General features: G+C 46.2%; 17 protein-coding genes and 1 riboswitch. Of the genes, 6 read left to right on the plus strand and 11 right to left on the minus strand.

The window, feature by feature from the left end:
* Nucleotides 1-248: 248 nt before the first annotated feature.
* Nucleotides 249-2,423 carry a DNA helicase II gene (gene uvrD, locus H735_RS25950; protein ID WP_017817563.1) on the minus strand — a complete coding sequence of 725 codons (2,175 nt, stop codon included), beginning with the start codon at nt 2,421-2,423 and terminating at the stop codon, nt 249-251.
* 280 nt (nt 2,424-2,703) lie between these two features.
* Between uvrD and H735_RS25955 the strand changes: the two genes are divergently transcribed.
* The 4 genes from H735_RS25955 to H735_RS25970 all read left to right on the plus strand — a co-directional run bounded on the left by H735_RS25955 (nt 2,704) and on the right by H735_RS25970 (nt 5,144).
* A complete protein-coding gene (locus H735_RS25955; protein WP_005451246.1) occupies nt 2,704-2,964 on the plus strand; it encodes a BufA1 family periplasmic bufferin-type metallophore in 261 nt (86 codons plus the stop codon).
* 86 nt (nt 2,965-3,050) lie between these two features.
* Nucleotides 3,051-3,923 carry an MNIO family bufferin maturase gene (gene bufB, locus H735_RS25960; RefSeq protein WP_020196956.1) on the plus strand — a complete coding sequence of 291 codons (873 nt, stop codon included), beginning with the start codon at nt 3,051-3,053 and terminating at the stop codon, nt 3,921-3,923.
* On the plus strand, nt 3,920-4,678 hold the full coding sequence (locus tag H735_RS25965) for an HvfC/BufC N-terminal domain-containing protein (protein WP_020196955.1): 759 nt from the start codon (nt 3,920-3,922) through the stop codon (nt 4,676-4,678). Before bufB ends, H735_RS25965 begins: the two co-directional genes overlap by 4 nt.
* 10 nt (nt 4,679-4,688) lie before the next feature.
* The gene (locus H735_RS25970; RefSeq protein WP_009705200.1) at nt 4,689-5,144 is read left to right on the plus strand and encodes a DoxX family protein; all 456 of its coding nucleotides are present in this window, start codon (nt 4,689-4,691) and stop codon (nt 5,142-5,144) included.
* Between the two features lie 32 nt (nt 5,145-5,176).
* Here H735_RS25970 and tsrA read toward each other — a convergent pair whose 3' ends face one another.
* Together tsrA and H735_RS25980 are read right to left on the minus strand one after the other, a co-directional pair.
* The gene (gene tsrA, locus H735_RS25975) at nt 5,177-5,458 is read right to left on the minus strand and encodes an H-NS-like global regulator TsrA (protein WP_005443411.1); all 282 of its coding nucleotides are present in this window, start codon (nt 5,456-5,458) and stop codon (nt 5,177-5,179) included.
* Nucleotides 5,459-5,549: 91 nt separating this feature from the next.
* Nucleotides 5,550-6,743, minus strand: a complete 1,194-nt coding sequence (locus H735_RS25980) for a multidrug effflux MFS transporter (RefSeq protein ID WP_009705199.1) — start codon at nt 6,741-6,743, stop codon at nt 5,550-5,552.
* A gap of 107 nt (nt 6,744-6,850) precedes the next feature.
* Here H735_RS25980 and H735_RS25985 point away from each other — a divergent pair, with 107 nt between their 5' ends.
* Together H735_RS25985 and H735_RS25990 are read left to right on the plus strand one after the other, a co-directional pair.
* Nucleotides 6,851-7,792 carry a LysR substrate-binding domain-containing protein gene (locus H735_RS25985; protein WP_005447244.1) on the plus strand — a complete coding sequence of 314 codons (942 nt, stop codon included), beginning with the start codon at nt 6,851-6,853 and terminating at the stop codon, nt 7,790-7,792.
* Nucleotides 7,793-7,995: 203 nt separating this feature from the next.
* Nucleotides 7,996-9,786, plus strand: coding sequence for an aminopeptidase P family protein (locus H735_RS25990; protein ID WP_020196953.1), 1,791 nt, complete (start codon nt 7,996-7,998; stop codon nt 9,784-9,786).
* Between the two features lie 128 nt (nt 9,787-9,914).
* Here H735_RS25990 and thiH read toward each other — a convergent pair whose 3' ends face one another.
* The 8 genes from thiH to H735_RS26030 form a co-directional block, all read right to left on the minus strand.
* Nucleotides 9,915-11,027 carry a 2-iminoacetate synthase ThiH gene (gene thiH, locus H735_RS25995; protein ID WP_020196952.1) on the minus strand — a complete coding sequence of 371 codons (1,113 nt, stop codon included), beginning with the start codon at nt 11,025-11,027 and terminating at the stop codon, nt 9,915-9,917.
* Between the two features lie 34 nt (nt 11,028-11,061).
* Entirely contained in the window at nt 11,062-11,829 is a 768-nt protein-coding gene (locus H735_RS26000) for a thiazole synthase (protein ID WP_005397059.1), read from the minus strand.
* A gap of 5 nt (nt 11,830-11,834) precedes the next feature.
* The gene (thiS, locus tag H735_RS26005) at nt 11,835-12,089 is read right to left on the minus strand and encodes a sulfur carrier protein ThiS (protein ID WP_005378804.1); all 255 of its coding nucleotides are present in this window, start codon (nt 12,087-12,089) and stop codon (nt 11,835-11,837) included.
* A gap of 38 nt (nt 12,090-12,127) precedes the next feature.
* Entirely contained in the window at nt 12,128-12,901 is a 774-nt protein-coding gene (locus H735_RS26010; protein ID WP_020196951.1) for a HesA/MoeB/ThiF family protein, read from the minus strand.
* Nucleotides 12,888-14,303, minus strand: a complete 1,416-nt coding sequence (locus H735_RS26015) for a thiamine phosphate synthase (RefSeq protein ID WP_020196950.1) — start codon at nt 14,301-14,303, stop codon at nt 12,888-12,890. The genes H735_RS26010 and H735_RS26015 overlap by 14 nt, the downstream gene beginning before the upstream one ends.
* Entirely contained in the window at nt 14,303-16,243 is a 1,941-nt protein-coding gene (gene thiC / locus H735_RS26020) for a phosphomethylpyrimidine synthase ThiC (RefSeq protein WP_020196949.1), read from the minus strand. The genes H735_RS26015 and thiC overlap by 1 nt, the downstream gene beginning before the upstream one ends.
* 165 nt (nt 16,244-16,408) lie before the next feature.
* A riboswitch (TPP riboswitch) is annotated at nt 16,409-16,507 on the minus strand.
* A gap of 61 nt (nt 16,508-16,568) precedes the next feature.
* A complete protein-coding gene (crcB, locus tag H735_RS26025) occupies nt 16,569-16,952 on the minus strand; it encodes a fluoride efflux transporter CrcB (RefSeq protein WP_005430379.1) in 384 nt (127 codons plus the stop codon).
* A 123-nt stretch (nt 16,953-17,075) separates the two neighbouring features.
* Nucleotides 17,076-18,458, minus strand: a complete 1,383-nt coding sequence (locus tag H735_RS26030; protein ID WP_020196948.1) for a multicopper oxidase family protein — start codon at nt 18,456-18,458, stop codon at nt 17,076-17,078.
* Between the last annotated feature and the right edge of the window lie 306 nt (nt 18,459-18,764).

Consider the following 18,764-nt stretch of genomic DNA (forward strand, 5'->3'; position numbering starts at 1 on the left):
GCGAGTAAGACTATAACCCCGATGGGCGCAAGCCCTCGGGGTTTTTCTTTGCCTAAAATTTTCTCAGCAGCTCTGCTGAAAACAGACATTCACCAACAACACCTGACTTTCCCTTCAAACAGCATCGTTAAATCACGCTATCGCACTCCATTTATCATTCCATTTTTTACTGCATTAGTGACATACAAACAGCACAAATAAAAAGAGCCGCCGAAGCAGCTCTTAAGTTGATTAGTTTTGGGGAAGCCTTACAGTTTCTCTAGTCGAGCGTAAGCAGTCACCAACCATTTGATGCCCTCACCGTTAAAGGCAATCTGTACGCGGCTTTGTGGACCACTGCCTTCGAAGTTGATGATGGTGCCTTCACCAAACTTAGGATGCATCACACGAGAACCTAGCGTAAAGCCAGTTTCATTGAAGCTCTCTTTCACCGCCGTTTGGCTAAATCGACCACTGCTTGCAGGACGGCTAACTTGCGCCTTCATGCGTACTTCATCTAGGCAAGTTTCTGGCAGTTCACGGATAAAGCGAGACGGTTTATGGTACTTATCCTGACCGTACAAACGGCGCATTTCAGCATAAGTGATGTACAGTTTCTGCATCGCACGGGTCATCCCTACGTAACACAGACGACGCTCTTCTTCCAAACGCCCTGCTTCTTCTGCCGACATTTGGCTTGGGAACATGCCTTCTTCCACACCGACCATAAACACTAACGGGAACTCTAGACCTTTCGCACTGTGCAATGTCATGAGCTGAACCGCATCTTCAAACTCATCCGCTTGTCCTTCACCCGCTTCTAATGCTGCATGGGTAAGGAATGCCGTCAGCAGTGACATGTCTTCGGCTTCTTCTGGTTTCTCGAATTGGCGAGTTGCGGTCACCAATTCCTCCAAGTTCTCAATACGCGCCTTAGACTTTTCACCTTTCTCTTGCTCGTACATAGCGAACAAGCCCGAGTATTTGATCACATGGTCAGTTTGGTGATGCAGCGGCATCTCAATGGTGTCGTCTTCTAGTGCCGTGACAAGCTCGATAAAACGGCTTAGAGCGCCAGCAGCACGACCAGCAAGCACCTTCTCATCCAACATCGCCACACTCGCTTCCCACATGGTGCAACCACGGTCACGAGCCGCAAAACGGATGGTTTCAAGCGTCTTATCACCCAAACCACGCGTTGGCGTATTCACCACACGTTCAAATGCCGCATCATCATTACGGTTGGCAATCAGACGCATGTAGCTCAAGGCATCTTTGATTTCCTGACGTTCGAAGAATCGCATGCCGCCGTAGATACGGTAAGGCAGACCAGCTTGGATTAATGCTTCTTCAAGTACACGCGACTGGGCGTTGTTACGATAAAGCATTGCAGCATCATTCAGAGCTCCGCCCTTGTCTTGCCACTCTTTGATTTTGTTTACCGCAAAACGGGCTTCGTCTAGTTCGTTGTAAGCGCTGTAAACCGAGATAGGCTCACCGACAACGCCATCTGTCCAAAGCTCTTTCCCCATACGCTCGGTGTTATTCGCGATCAGAGCATTGGACGCTTCTAGAATGGTCTTGGTTGAACGGTAGTTTTGCTCAAGACGAATGGTATTCACGCTTGGGAATTCCAGCGTAAACTTCTCAATGTTCTCGACTTTTGCACCACGCCAGCCGTAAATCGACTGATCGTCATCACCTACGATCATCACGTGACACTCAGGACCCGCCATCATACGTAGCCAAGCGTATTGGATGTTGTTGGTATCTTGGAACTCGTCCACCAAGATATGCTTAAAGCGTGCTTGGTAGTGTTCACGAACGAACTTGTTATCACGCAGTAGCTCATGTGCGCGCAGCAAGATTTCCGCAAAATCGACTAAACCAGCACGATCACACGCTTCTTGGTAAGCGGTGTACAGCTGCAGATATGTCTTGGTCACTGGATCATGGTACGCATCAATGTGCGACGGGCGCAGACCTTCGTCTTTCTTGCCGTTAATCCACCATGCCACTTGGCGTGCTGGCCACTGCTTCTCATCGAGGTTTTGCGCTTTGATCAAACGCTTTAGTAGACGCTGTTGGTCGTCACTGTCGATGATTTGGAAATCTTCCGGTAGCTTGGCATCAAGATAGTGCGCGCGCAGAATACGGTGACAAATGCCGTGGAAAGTACCATTCCACATACCGCCTGCACTGCCCATCATTAGCTCTTCGATACGTCCACGCATCTCTGCCGCCGCCTTATTGGTAAAGGTTACCGACATGATTGAGAACGGAGATGATTGCTCGACCGACATCAACCAAGCGATACGGTGAACAAGAACGCGTGTCTTACCACTCCCTGCACCAGCAAGGACGAGCAAGTTTTCTAGAGGCGCTGCAACGGCTTCACGTTGTTTGTCGTTCAAACCGTCGAGTAATAGAGATGGATCCATCATGATGAGAGCTACTGGTTATTTATCCATAAAAATAGATTATAACCTAAACAACCTCTTCAGATTAGACAAAAATTCATAAAAAATTCGTCGTTTTTTTACTCTACACATCAATAAGTTATATAAATTACATTCTTTAAAACCATTTGTTTCGAAAATTTTTCTGAAAGTTTTTTAGCCAGTTTCCTATCTTTTAAGTTAAGCAAGTTGATAACAAAAACGCCAAAACAGGCGATTCATCTTGCCAACTTAAAGTAAAGGAAATCATTCAGAGGAATTTATTATGAAAAAGTCGAATCTAGCTGTTACTGCTGCTGTTACTGGTCTTCTAGCTCTTGGTGGCACAATGCTAACTGCAGCTCCAGCTGTCGCTGCTGATAAAGAGAAGTGCTACGGCGTTTCTAAAGCAGGTAAAAACGACTGTGCAACGAAAAGCAGCTCATGTGCTGGTACTTCTAAAGAAGATAACCAAAAAGACGCATTCGTAGTCGTACCAAAAGGTCTATGTGACAAACTCGTTGGCGGTAGCACTTCTTCTTCATAATTTTTTATCGCTAGCTACTGCAAGGATGCGTTGACGCTCAACCAGCGCATCCTTCTCCTCCCGCCCGCTTTAAAAAGGAGTTTCACGTGAAACACCACACCTTCCACGACCTTGTTGGAGTTGGATTAAGAACCCCTCACCTCGATTACTTTAGCCAAAACAAACCCGAGTTATCTTGGTTAGAAATCCACAGTGAAAACTATTTTCAACCCAACGCTGCAGAGCGCAATCAATTACAAGCGTTACGCGAGCAGTATCAAATTAGCTGCCACGGCATTGGTCTGTCACTAGGTTCGGTGGAACGTGTGAATCAAAAGCACCTTGCTCAACTTAAAGCGCTGATTCACTCAATCGACCCGATTCTTGTTTCTGACCATTTGAGTTGGAGTGAAAACGGCGGTCACTACTTTAATGACCTGCTTCCACTTCCGTATACGGAAGAAGCGCTCAAAGTGTTCACTCGTAACGTGAATGAAGTGCAGGATTATTTGCAGCGCGAGATCTTGATAGAGAACCCATCTAGTTATGTGAAGTTTCAACATTCGACCATCAGCGAATGGGAGTTTCTTACCGAAGTGCAAAGGCGCACTGACTGTCGTTTATTGCTCGATTTAAACAATGTTTATGTCTCGGCGTTCAACCACGGTTTTGATTGCGACACATACCTAGATGCAATTCCAGCCGACAAAGTGGATGAAATTCACTTGGCAGGTTTTACCATCAAGCAACTCGACAAAGGTGAGATTTGGATTGATACCCATAGCCGCCCAGTTAGTGATGAAGTTTGGCAGCTGTTCGCGCAGTGGACCAAAAAACACGGTCCACGCCATGCGCTGATTGAATGGGACTTGGATATCCCTGCGCCAGAAGTCTTGCTCGGAGAAGCGCAGAAAGCATCGCAACTGTTATTACAGGGCACACTCCCAAGTGAACAAAGCGAACCAAGGAAGGCATCATGAATCTAGCCACCTTACAAAGCCAGTTTGCTAAAGCCCTACACTATCAAGCACTCGGTGAAGATTGCGATATTGCCAGTGATGAGTTTACCGCTGATGAACGCATGCAGATTTACCGCAATAACTTTATCGTCAGTTTAAGCGAAGTGTTATCCGCGACCTATCCGATGATTGAAGCGCTGCTAGGTGAAGAATGCTTTGAACAGATGGCTCGCCAACATGTTCTCACTTATCCATTAGAAGAAGGAAATGTGGTGCATTATGGCGAAGGCTTTCAAGACACCATCATGCAATTCAGTCAGGTGATCGCACAAGCACCTTACAGCCCTGAAGTCGCGCGCTTCGAGTGGCATATCGACCTCGCTCGTCAAGCACAGTATGAACAACCCAATGCGGCAGAATTAAAACCGCTTGCGTTACTTGGCGAAGTGAGTGAGGAGGAGCAACCCGCTTTGGTTTTGCACCTTAAACAAGGCTGCCGAAGCTTTGACTCCAGCTACGCAGTATTTGATTTGTTCAGCGCGATTCAAACTGGCCAATTCGAACAACTTAATATCAACCAATTACAGCAAGGTGTCATCTCGATTCAAGCCAATGGAGAAGCCTTGTGTCACGCACTCGATGCCGATGTGTTCCAACTGCTGCAATGTTTAGAGCAGAAACTGAGTTTGAGCGAAATACCTGAAGTTTTACTCGCTCATCTCAATAGCATCATGGCACTCGATCTCGTTGACGGCTTTACATTGAAATCAATCTAAGGAGCACTCTATGACGGATACGGTTAAAAACTTAGTGAATCGGTACGACGATTTAATCAGTACCCTACAAGCTGGCTTTGTCCCTTTACTACTTCTCTTTTGTCGCTTGTGGGTAGCGTGGGTGTTCTTCAATTCAGGGCTAATCAAAATCTCGTCTTGGGATAGCACACTGTATTTATTTGAGCTGGAATACCAAGTGCCAATACTGCCATGGGAATTGGCGGCTTACTTAGGTACGGCTGCAGAATTGGTTCTACCGGTGTTCTTGGCACTAGGATTGATTACCCGTCCGATGGCTGCGATTCTGTTTGTGTTCAACATTATCGCCGTGGTCTCTTACCCGCTGTTGTGGGAGAAAGGTTTCTATGATCACCAACTTTGGGGATTGATGATTCTTGTAGTGATTGTATGGGGACCAGGACCATTATCCCTCGACCACATACTGAAGAAGAAAATCACTCACTAAAAAAAATCCCCGCATCATGCGGGGATTTTTTATTATTTGTTCAAGTAAGCCAGTAGCTCTTCAGCTGAGATACCTTGTTTCGCGAGGTCTTTTGCCATCTGCTCTACTTGCTCGCCTTTACGTGATTCAATCACTTGCTGAAATTGATACACAAGATCACGTAATACCGGCACTGGAACTTGTTTTGCCGCGCTACGAATGCGCTCAGAGCTTTGGTTACCTAATTCGTTAAGCAACTTACCAAACATCACCTTTTCTGGTGACTCTTCCATTTGCTCTAGGATACGAGCCATTTCATACGTGGTTAACGACATTACTTTATGAGTTCCGTTATGGTGTCGAGAAAAGTTTGAACGACAAATATACACGCGTTAGGTACATTGGAAAATACTAAATTACCGAGTTTTACGCATTCGCCAATTTCGCATGCCAGTTCTTACCTGCTTTGCTAAACAGAATCACCAAAGCTGGAAGCAATACCCACATATGAATCGCAATCAGAGTTTGTGGATCCAGTGATAAACGCTGTAGCGTACCCACCAACAAACCAGAGCCACTCATTTGGAACAAACCAAGTAGTGCAGCCGCAGTACCCGCTTTATCACCAAACGGTTCTAACGCTTTACCAGCTGCCGCGCCAAGAATCCAAGCGAAGCCAACCGATGAGATAAAGATTGGCAGCATGAAAGACAGTGCCGTATTGTGCTCTTTCATCACCATCATGATCACACCAGAAATAGCCAGTAAGCTGATACCAACCACAAGCGAGTTGTGTGTACCCCAACGATCCATGAACTTAGGTGCAAGCATACAAGCGGCAATGTTGAACGCTGCATTCAGACCAAACCAGAAGGTGAATTCATTCATCGACAAGCCCATGCCTGTCATTAGAACGCCAGGAGCTGAAGTCACGTAAGCAAGAATAACTGCCATCGCCATCAAACACAGTGAAGCGTGGAAGATGAATGATGGTGTGCTCAATACTGCCCAGTAGCGGCTCAGTTTAAATACCGCCTGCTTTTCAGTTGCAGGGTTGGTTTCCTTCATTCCAAGGAACATCATCGCTCCTGCAATCACAGCGAAACCGGCCATAAAGCTGAAGTTTGCACGCCAATCAAATTGTTGGGTTAACCAACTACCAAGAATCGGTGCCAGTGCCGGGATAAAGCAGATCGCACCGTTGAGGTAGCTGATCATTTTGCCGCTTTTTTCCGGACCAAAGATATCGCGAACTGTTGCAAAGGCTGCTACAGATGTTGCACATGCACCTAAGCCTTGTAGCAAGCGAGCCGCCAACATCCACTCAATATTTTGAGCACTCCACGCCAATAAAGCGCTCAATGCGTAGATGGTGATGCCTCCCAATGCAACAGTTCGACGTCCGAGTTTATCTGCCAAGGGACCAGCGAATAGCTGACCAACACCCATAGCAAATAGGAACCAAGTGATGGTGTCTTGTGCCAATGCATTTTCTACCTGAAAAGTGGACGCGATAAGAGGCAAAGCAGGTAGATAGATATCAATCGCAAGCGGACTGAACAGAACTAACATGGTCAACAGCGCCATCTGTTTTTTGCTATTTGTAATATGGCTAGACACAAAACACTCCAAATTGAACAAGAACTTTTGAGCAAAGCTTAATCATCTGATGATATGAATGGAAATGATGTATACTCATGACCATTATTCCAATAGGGAAAATCACTGTGAACGTAGAGAAACTGGCACGCATCGACCTCAATTTGCTGGTCTGTTTTAAAGTGCTGATTGAAGAGTTGAATGTTACCCGAGCCGCCCACCGACTGTGCTTGAGTCAGTCTGCTGTGAGTAAGTCCTTAGCGAAATTACGTACCCAATTTGATGATCCCCTATTCACTCGAAATTCACACGGATTGACGCCAACACCGCGCGCATTGTTCCTTAAACCGAAACTGGATCTGTTGATAAACCAACTTGAGGTACTGACTCAACCCGAAGAGTTCTCGCCACAAAGCAGTGAGTACCGTTTTCAAATCGCAGCGGTAGAGAGTGTCTACCCGCTCATTCTGCCTCACTTCTTACCGGCGATTTTCCAACAAGCGCCAGGTGTGACCATCAGCACCCACTCTTGGTCGGAACAAACGTTCAAGATGATTCAACGCGGTGAAATCGATTTAGGCATGACAGGTCGAGATATCGACATCAACGATGCCAAGCTGACTATGCTGCCGCCAGATGACATTTGTGAGCAGGAAATCTATCGTGACCACCAAATGTGTATCGTACGTAAAGACCACCCGGCTTTGCGTGGTAATTGGAACTTAGAAGCTTATTTAGCCCTGCGCCATGTTCAGGTGCGTTGTGATGGCAACGACCGTTGGTTACTCGACTATCGTCTAGCCGACATTGGTCGTGAACGTGATATCGCAGTCACCGTCCCGGACTTTAACAGTGCCGCCAGTTTGTGTTCTTACACTGATTTTGTGTTTACCGCGCCAAGCCACTTTGTGAAGCTGGCTGCCAAACAACACGACATGGCATTACTACCGCTGCCACTCGAATTCCCGCCAATGGCTTACACTTTGTTCTGGCACCGAGACAGAGAAAATGACCCGGCTTTAACTTGGCTACGTACCATGATCACGCAAAAAACCGATCATCTTAGATAAAAATCCCGGACGCGATTTGCGCTCTTACGGTAAAATGAGTAGCTTAACAGTCGATAGTCCTTTTTGGCTCATCTATGGCCTGTTGTACTCCGACTCTATTGAAGTGATTGCGAACCTCAATGGAATCGTAAACTGCATGAAGCAGATGGAAACAGCTCCCACACCTGAGCATGAAGGAGCGGTAATTTGAAGGAATAACACAGATGCACAACGATACCCAAAGCCGCGTGAATGCAATTCGCGAATGGCTAGCACAACATAATATTGATGCCCTACTTGTCCCTCATGAAGACGAGTACTTGGGCGAATACGTACCAGCGCACAACGAGCGTTTACATTGGCTAACTGGTTTTACCGGTTCTGCTGGTGCTGCGGTAATCACCAAAGACAAAGCCGCTATCTTTGTTGATGGTCGCTACACGGTACAAGTAACTAAGCAGGTTCCTGCTGATCTATTCGAATACCGTCACCTAATTGAAGAGCCTGCACTAGATTGGATTAAAGACCATCTTACAAAAGGCGCGTCTGTTGCAATCGACCCTCGCATGCACAACTCTGCTTGGTTAGACATGGCACAAGCAAAACTTGCAGGTGCACTTGAGCTTAAGATTCTCGACAGTAACCCAATTGATGAGCTGTGGCACGATCGTCCTGCTCCTGTGGTTTCTGATGTTCGCCTAATGGCAACAGAAGCGGTTGGACAATCAAGTGAAAGTAAACGCCAAGAAATCGCAGAGCTCGTGAAAAAAGCCGGCGCAGACAGCGCAGTGATCACAGCACTTGATTCTATCTGTTGGCTGCTTAACGTTCGTGGCCTTGATGTATCTCGCCTACCAGTTCTGCTTTCTCACGCGATTCTGCACTCAGATTCAAGCGTGGAATACTTCCTAGATCCAGCGCGCCTACCTGCTGAGTTTGACGCTCACGTTGGTTCTGGCGTAACAGTTCATCACCCAGAAGCATTGCAAGCACGACTAGAAACTCTAACTGGCAAGAATGTACTGGTTGACCCTGCGACAAGTAACGCGTGGTTTAAGTTGGTTCTACAAAATGCTGGCGCATCTGTGGTGAGTAAAGCTGATCCATGCCTAATGCCAAAAGCGGCGAAGAACGCAGTTGAAATCGCAGGCATGAAAGCGTGTCATATCCGAGATGGCGTGGCGATGAGCAAGTTCCTATCTTGGTTAGATGCAGAAGTCGTTGCGGGTAACTTGCATGATGAAGCAACATTGGCTGACAAACTGGAAGCGTTCCGTAGCGAAGACCCGACGCTTATGGATCTTAGCTTCGATACTATTTCGGCAGCAGGTGGCAACGCGGCGATGTGTCACTACAACCACGAAAACCAACCTGAACCTGGCAAGCTAGAACTGAACACACTTTACCTAGTGGATTCAGGCGGTCAGTACCTAGATGGCACGACAGACATCACGCGTACCATCGCGATCGGTCAGCCTTCACAAGAGATGATTAAACAATTCACTCTCGCGCTAAAAGGTCACATCGGTGTTGCTCGTGCACGTTTCCCGAAAGGCACACGTGGTTACCAAATCGATACGCTGGCTCGTCAGCACCTATGGGCGGAAGGCTACGATTACGATCATGGTACTGGTCACGGTGTTGGTCACTTCCTAAGTGTTCATGAAGGTCCGGCGAGCATTTCTAAGAAGCAAATCGACGTGCCTCTAACAGAAGGTATGGTGCTGTCCAACGAGCCAGGCTACTACCGTGCAGATGCGTTTGGTATCCGTATTGAAAACCTAGAGCTTGTTGTTGAAACTCCAACTAACGGTGACTTCCCTGTTCTGTCATTTGAGTCGCTAACGCGCTGTCCAATCGACAAGCGAAATATCAACGTTGATATGCTAACTCGTCCAGAACTTGCTTGGCTGAATGATTACCATCAGAAGGTATGGGATGAGATCAGCCCACTTGTTGAAGGTGATGTGAAAGAGTGGCTTCGTCAAGTAACGCTACCAGTAGCACACAGCTAGAAGCTAGAAGCTAGAAGCTAGAAGCTAGAAGCTAGAAAAAAGTAGAGGGTTGATGTTTTGCATCAACCCTCTTTTTTTGCCTATGTTTCACGTGAAACATAACGATGACCAGTGGCTTTCTTTGCTACTTAACCAGAATACGCCGAGTGCCAATCTCGCCATACTGGGTCAAAGCCTTTGGCTCGAATCATATTTTCCACAGAACCCGCGCTTCGTTCGTCACTGATCTCAAACTGCTCGAGTTCAACATCATCCATCGCATAACCACCCGGCTGAGTTTTCGATGCAGCAGACATACTGGTGATACCTAACGGTAATGCATTGTCTCTGAACTTCGGTGATTCACGAGTCGATAATGACAACTCCACTTCTGGATTCAACAAGCGATAAGCGCAAATCAACTGCACAAGCTGTTTATCCGTCATGACTGATTTTGGTTGGAGCGCGCCCTCACAAGGACGTAAACGTGGGAAAGAAATTGAGTAACGAGTCTGCCAATACGTGCGCTCAAGATAGTCCAAGTGCGCTGCCACATAAAAACAGTCGGTACGCCACTCTTCCAACCCTATCAATGCGCCAATGCCGATCTTATCGATGCCTGCTTTTGCAAGACGATCGGGTGTATCCAATCGGTATTCGAAATCCATCTTATTGCCACGCAGATGGTGCTCGGCGTAAGTCGAAGGATGATATGTTTCTTGATAGACCATCACCGCATCTAAACCCAATGTCTTGAGCTCAGCGTATTCGTCTTGCTCTAGCGACTGCACTTCCATCGCCAAATAGTTAAAGCGTTGCTTAATCATCGGCACCATTTCGCGGAAGTATTTCATGCCTACTTTGGTTTCGTGTTCGCCAGTCACCAGCAATACGCTATCAAACTTCATGCGTTTAATGGCTTCAACTTCTGCAGCCACTTCGTCCCTATTCAAAGTACGACGCTTGATTCTGTTCTCCATAGAGAAGCCACAATAAGTACAAGCATTGGCGCACAAGTTAGAAAGGTACAGTGGAATGTAAAGCGACATGGTATTACCAAAACGCTTGCGAGTTGCTGAGTATGACAGCTGCGCCATTTGCTCTAAGTACGCTTCAGCCGCTGGTGAAATTAGCGCTTTAAAGTCTTCCAAATCACGCTTGGGTTTATTCAATGCTCGCTCAACATCTTGTGCCGTTTTCGCATAGATCGACATCGAAATGTCATCCCAATTAAGCTGCTTAAATTGTTCAACGAAGCTCATGTTTTCCTCGCTTAATAGCTAAACCAATCTAGGGCTAAAGCTCATCTAGGAATGACGTCAGTGGACTCGACGCAACCGCATGAGAAACCTTACCTGCAAGTCCGGCTTCATAAGCCATACGCCCCGACTCTACCGCCAACTTAAATGCCTTCGCCATCGCAACGGGATCGCTCGAAGCTGCAATCGCGGTATTGACGAGTACGGCATCCGCGCCCATTTCCATCGCACGCGCGGCATGTGAAGGTGCGCCAATACCCGCATCGACAACAACAGGAACATTAGCTTGGTCGATAATGATTTCTAGGAAATCGTGAGAAACTATCCCTTTGTTAGAACCGATCGGCGCACCTAATGGCATGACCGCAGCGCAGCCCACTTCCTCCAATCGTTTACACAGAACCGGGTCAGCATGACAATAAGGAAGGACAATGAAACCCTCACGAACCAGTTGCTCAGCGGCTGCTAGTGTCTCAATGGGATCGGGCATCAAGTACTTCGGGTCTGGATGAATTTCAAGTTTTAGCCAGTTTGTACCTAGCGCTTCTCTCGCCAATTGTGCTGCAAACACAGCATCTTTAGCATTCTTTGCACCTGAGGTGTTCGGCAATAAGTTCACACCCGCTTGTACTAGCGGCAGTAAAATATCGTCTTGTTGGTCGTTCACATCCACACGCTTCAACGCCATGGTCGCAAGTTGAGATCCCGACACTTGAATCGCTTCAGCCATTAATCGGCTGTTGGCAAACTTCCCTGTTCCCGTGAACAGTCTTGATTCGAATTGTTTATCACCAATTTTAAGCATCGACTTTAACCCCCTGCGATCGCTTGAAACAAAGAGATGCTATCTCCCTGCGAAAGAACTGTGCTAGCCCACTCACTGCGGGGCACAACATTGTTATTAATTGCAAAAACACAGCCCATTTCAGGCAGCGCAAATTGACTAATGATTTGCTGTAGATTCGACTCACTGGCAACTTGATGTGACTGGTCATTGATGACAATAGTGATCACATCTAAGTCAGCAGCGGTCATTTGTGTTGTTTGTTGCTCTGATAACGTCATTGCTTCCAACTCTCTTAATTCTGCCCATTACTCGTAAGCTAAATCTGAGTACACACTTGGCACTGTTTGTCTTTGCTTATCGCCATGGTTTGCCATTGCAGTTTCAACCCATCAAACAGATGCAACTTGGCAGTCTCGACATGAAACTTTCCCGTCGCCAGTTTTTGAATTGCCGCTATCGCTTGGTAGTTGCCAAGTGTGCCCACCACCGGACCGACGACACCGCTCTCACTGCATTTTTGACTTTGTGATAATTCGTCAAACGGATACAAACAGCGGTAACAGGCTTTACTCTGCGCTTCTTGTTCATTTGGTGTTTGGTAATCAAAGACAGCGAATTGCCCTTGCCAACCAATTGCTGCCGCGGAGATGAGCGGCGTATTTTGCTCGAAACAAACTTGGTTAATTAGCTGGCGCGTTGGCATGTTATCGGTGCAGTCGAGCACCACATCCGCTAGCATCACCTCAAGCTGAAGCTGTGCTTTGTCTAATCGCTTATTGAGAGCACGAATTTGAACCATAGAATTAAGTTCAGTAAGTTGCTTTACAGTCGCTTTTGTTTTCGCAACTTGGAGGTCTTGTTCACGATAAATGATCTGGCGCTGTAGGTTACTGCTATCAACCTCATCGTCATCAACAACAACCAATTTGCCAACACCCGCTGACGCCAAGTACAAACTCGCTGCGCTCCCCAATCCACCACAACCGATGATCAGAACATGCGATTTGCTCAAACGCTCTTGCCCAATTTCGGCAATTTCAGGCAGAGCGACTTGACGTTGATAGCGAAGAAACTGCTTATCCGTGAGCATGCTTGCCTCTCTTGCTATGCGCCAACTCACTATTCTGATCAGTAAACGTTAGCTGTCTTTCCTTCATCAGTTGTGCGAAGAACTCGATGACGGATTGAGGTGATTCTGCCAACGTAATAGCACGCACTACTGCCAAACTAGAAACACCTGTTTGCCAAACTTGGTCTGCATTAGATTGATCAATGCCACCAATTGCGACCGTCGGAAAGCCAAGCACACAGTCACTACCTGCTTTGTCTTTTGCAGGTCTGAAAGCAGCCTCTGTATTTGTATAAGGAATGCTATCAATCAGCTTTTGATACAGAGTCAAGCGCACCAAACCTTGTGGTTTCGATGGCATCTGTTTTGTGGTGGTTGGGAAAATATGCCCTAGTGCGATGTAGCTAGGATGAATTTGTACGATGCGCAGTAGTTCGTAATAACCATGCGTAGAAAGACCAAGACGAATGCCGGCTTTAGTTATCTGAGCCAAATTCGATTCTTCTATGTCTTCTTGTCCTAGGTGAACACCATAAGCGCCATGCTTGATTGCCAACTGCCAATAGTCATTGATGAACACTTGTGCTTGATACTGACGACCTAGCTCAATTGCTCGAATGATCTGTTGTTCTAAATCGGCTTGTTGTGGGTTCTTGATTCGCAGTTGAATAGTGTTGATGCCTAGTGACAGTAAACGCTCAATCCAAGCAACATCATCAACGACTGGGTAGAGCCCAAGACTTTGCTTGGTTAGAGTTGGAAAGCTAACGCACTCCCCTTGTGCAGACCAACCAACTTGAATACCTAGTCGGTTATCCTCCAGTACAGGTGTGGGGAAATCATCAAATTGGTCAGCCCACTGAGTAGATCTTCCCTCGTCAAGGTTGTCATTCAACAGTGTTTCACGTGAAACATTCGCTTGTTGAGTTGGCATTCCTCGAGCAAGTGTTAACGCATCTTCGATAGGAAAATCGAGTACTGTCAGCGTTACTATCCAAGCAAGGTGATGTTCGGGATCGAACATTGCGTTGAATTTGGACTTAACGGAAAGCGCTCTCACTTCGTTGTTAATTGGGTGACGCCAGATATCAAGCTGAAGCACTTTCTCCTTTTCATCGGATATCTGCGTATCAGCAATGCCAATATAAATCGCTTTCGACGGTTGCTTAGCACACGCTTCTACCGATAAAGCAGAGCGGTAATAGAGCACAAATGAACTCTCAAGCTCGGAGTCATAACCATCAATAAGATCAGTCGTTATATGTGTAATCTGTTGGTCGCGAACAAGCTGAATAGATTGAGTTGGGCTCACACCCGCCTCAATGTCTTCGATGCTAAAACCCTGTTCTTTCGCCAACAACAAACATTGTTGAACTAAACCTGTCAGTTCAATCAATGATGACGGAATAAGGATTTTGCTCATTAGTCACTTACCTCGGCATGTGCTGCTGGGTGGTATAACTCAGAACCTGTGTCTCTAAATTCTTGCGATTTCTGACGCATCCCCTCAAGAGGATCATCCAGCATTTTGATCGAGATAGCTTGGTCCGCAGCAACTTGCTCAGTATCTTTCGCATATTCTCGAACCTCTTGCGAAATCTTCATCGAGCAGAACTTTGGTCCGCACATCGAACAGAAGTGAGCAACTTTTCCAGACTCTTGAGGCAAGGTTTCATCATGGAAAGCACGAGCAGTATCTGGGTCGAGCGACAAGTTAAATTGGTCTTCCCAGCGGAACTCGAAGCGAGCTTTAGAAAGTGCGTTATCACGCACTTGAGCACCAGGGTGTCCCTTTGCCAAATCAGCGGCGTGCGCAGCAAGCTTGTAAGTGATCATACCTACCTTTACATCTTCTTTGTTCGGTAAACCAAGGTGTTCTTTAGGAGTTACATAACAAAGCATCGCACAGCCATACCAACCAATCATGGCAGCGCCAATACCTGAAGTAATATGGTCATAACCAGGAGCGACGTCTGTCGTCAGTGGACCAAGGGTGTAGAAAGGAGCTTCATGGCAGTGCTCTAACTGCTCTTCCATGTTCTCTTTGATCATATGCATTGGAACATGACCAGGACCTTCGATAATCACCTGTACGTCGTATTCCCACGCAATCTTGGCTAACTCACCAAGGGTACGAAGCTCTGCAAATTGCGCTTCATCGTTAGCATCTGCAACCGAACCAGGACGCAGACCATCACCGAGAGATAGTGCGACATCGTACTTAGCACAGATTTCACAGATCTCTCGGAAGTGGGTATATAAGAAGCTTTCTTGGTGATGCGCTAAACACCATTTCGCGATGATAGAACCACCACGAGAAACGATGCCAGTAACGCGTTTTGCTGTCATTGGCACATAACGAAGTAGTAAACCGGCATGAATAGTGAAGTAGTCAACGCCCTGCTCTGCTTGCTCAATCAGAGTATCGCGCATCACTTCCCAGTTAAGGTTTTCCGCCACACCATTCACTTTCTCAAGCGCTTGGTACATAGGTACAGTACCGATCGGAACCGGACTATTACGCAGAATCCACTCGCGAGTTTCATGGATGTTACGTCCAGTAGAGAGATCCATAACGGTATCACCACCCCAACGCGTCGCCCACACTAGCTTCTCTACTTCTTCCTCAATCGAAGACGTCACCGATGAGTTACCAATATTGGCGTTCACTTTGACCAAAAAGTTACGTCCAATGATCATTGGTTCAGATTCTGGGTGGTTGATATTAGAAGGGATAATCGCGCGACCTTCGGCGACTTCTTTACGCACAAACTCGGCGGTAATGTCTTTTGGAAGATTCGCTCCGAAGCTTTGACCCGGATGCTGTTGATTCAGCACTTCATCGCGGTACTGAGCACGCCCCATATTTTCACGCAGGGCGATGTATTCCATTTCTGGGGTAATAATGCCTTTGCGAGCATAGTGTAACTGAGTCACACACTGCCCACCTTTGGCACGTCGAATACGTGGTAGATTACCATAACGAAGATCGTCGAGCGTTTCATCTTCTAAGCGCTCTTTGGTGTACACCGAGCTTACTTCATCAAGTAGTTCGGTATCAGCGCGCTCTTCAATCCACCCTTCTCTCAGCTTAGGTAAGCCGTTGTAGAGGTCTATGGTGTGTTCTGGATCTGTGTATACACCCGAGGTATCGTAAACGCGTACTGGCTCATTAGGCTCGAAAATAGGCGCTTCTTTTGTGCCTCCAATAAGGCTATCTGCGAGTGATATTTCACGCATTGGAACACGAATATCAGGACGTGAACCCTCTACGTAGACTTTGCTTGAATTTGGGTACGGTTGTACCGAGAGTGTATCAATGAACTGTTTTGCTTCCAGTCTCGCTTGCTTGCGACTCGACATAGCATTTTTCCTTGCTTTGTTATGCTTAGATAAAAAGTATTGGGATAAAAATGCTTGGCGGATAGATGCGACAAGAGGAATCGAATTAAAGACAAGTTGAGCGAGTGCTCTTCGTCTATAACAACATTCGACTATTTGATAGGTCAACCAGATAGAACTCTGGTGTAGATATCTTCTCTTGTTCCCTTCGCAGATTCTAATCTGATCAGGTTCAACGGATCCCGAATTAACGGTCTCAGCCTTATGGCACTCCGACAAGTAAAATCAGTATATAAAAACGGCTTGGTTAAACCAAGCCGACCTGATTAAGATTTGAGTATTTTTGCTAGCTACGCATCAATAATTGGAAACCAATCCACGCAGCTGAAATGCTTAACACGACATTCAGCAATACGTTCAATCCCATCTTAAAGAAAGCGCCCTGCTGCATAAGCAACACGTTATCCATAGAGAAAGTAGAGAATGTGGTTAATGCGCCCAAAAAGCCAAGACCGATGATTTGACGCCATGGGTCAGTGACCATCAACTCCGTTTCAAACGCAGCAATCAGTAGACCCATAATAAATGAACCAACCACGTTCACGGTTAAGGTACCGTACGGAAAGCCACGACCAAGTAGCATCACACAAAGTTCAGAAATTAAGTAACGAGAACATGCACCAAATGCACCACCCAATGCAATAAAACCCAAAACGGATAGTTGTCCCATAATTCCCCCAGAAAAGTTAATGGCGACATTGTAATCAAATTTACGGCAATAGTGATTATACAATCTTAGAATTCAGCAAAGTATAGCGCTTAAAACTTATCAAGATTTAAAAAGTTACAGGAGTCACTTTACTTCAATATAACCCATCAACCCCGTCTTCATGTGTTCGATCACATGACAATGGTACATCCAACGTCCTGGGTTATCCGCAACAAATGCCGCTTTCGCACTTCCGTTTTTTCCAAGCAAGACCGTATCGGTATGAAACGGTTCATCGAGTTTTTTGCCATCTAACTCAAGAACAGTAAATGTGTGCCCATGAAGGTGAATAGGATGATGATATTGGGTGACGTTCTTAAGGTTGAAGATATAGGTTTTTCCGAGCTCCAATGTTGAAAGCGGTGCTGGAATATTATCTTTACTCATTCCCTCCCAAGCTCGTTTATTCATCAGCCAAAACTTAGGTATTGCTTTGCCCGATCTATCGGCAGGAGTGACCGCCCCCTCCCATTCAAACACATAATCAATTTGTTCCGCATTTTCCAAATCAAGATCAGGCACAGGGTTGAGAGGCAATAAAGGAAGTTTCTGATTACTCGGCAGGTCAGACTCAACAATATCAAACTCACACAAAGGGAATGGGAAGCGTCCTTTCATTTGGCGCACATAAACACGCTCTCCAGCCTTCGGAGCAATTAATCCAACATCTAACCTCATTCCTGGACCAATTTTGTGCTGAGTGAGCTTATAAGGCGTTTTAACAGGGTTACCATCAATAGCAATAACCCAAGCCTCTGCGCCTTCTATAGCGATCGGGTAAGTAATGGTGTTATCGACATTAGCAATTCTTAATCGCGTGGTAGCATTCTGCTTCAGCGTATAAACAGGTTCATGCACACCATTGACGCTACTCCACTCTCCGGGAGTCCCCATACGTGCGCTCAAGCGCGGCACCATAAGGTTCTTCCACTGACCTTGTTTGTCTATATGCCAATGCTTGAGAACGACTTCATGCTCTTCATCAAACTGAACAGGCTCTGCCTCTTCAACGACAATTAGCCCGACTAAGCCCATACCAAGCTGCTTAACACTATTCATATGTGGGTGATACCAAAATGTGCCCGCATCTGGCGGTGCAAATTCATAAACGAATGTTTCACCTGGCATGATAGGCGGCTGGCTCAAGAAAGGGACACCATCCATTTCAATAGGGATTCGCAAGCCATGCCAGTGGATTGTAGTCGGCTCTGAAAGCTTGTTAGTAAACCGAATAATAACTTTCTCGCCTTGACGACAACGAATCGTAGGCGCTGGAATCGAGCCATTAAACGCAAGTACATCCGTGGTAAACCCTGGTACCAATTCAGCAGTAGAATGCTCTGCAGTGATATCGTATATATGCTGACCTTGTTTGTTAGTGCTCTTAGATAGAGAGCATGCAGGCAGAACGGTAAGCGCAGAGATCGCTAAGGAAGATTGAAGAAAGCGTCGACGAGATATATCCATGTATTTAGTCACTCATTATTCCAATTGATGTGAGTGTAACTAAATATTAATAATGATTCTCAGTTATCTTTTAAAGATGTGCAGTCATAATGCGTAGATTCTGAGGTTATAAATAAAGACCTATATTTAATGGTCACTAACAAGATAGTAAGCACCCACATACATGTAGCAAGCAAGTAAAAGAGATCGGTTTAAGAAGAAGAGAGCCTAATGGTAAATAAGGCTAGAGCGAGTAGGAAATTGAAGGCTCTAGAAACGACGAAAGCCTTGCTATTTCTAGCAAGGCTTTCTAAATAAGTGGCGGAG

The sequence above is a fragment of the Vibrio owensii CAIM 1854 = LMG 25443 genome, assembly GCF_000817815.1.
GTDB classification, from domain to species: Bacteria; Pseudomonadota; Gammaproteobacteria; order Enterobacterales; family Vibrionaceae; genus Vibrio; species Vibrio owensii.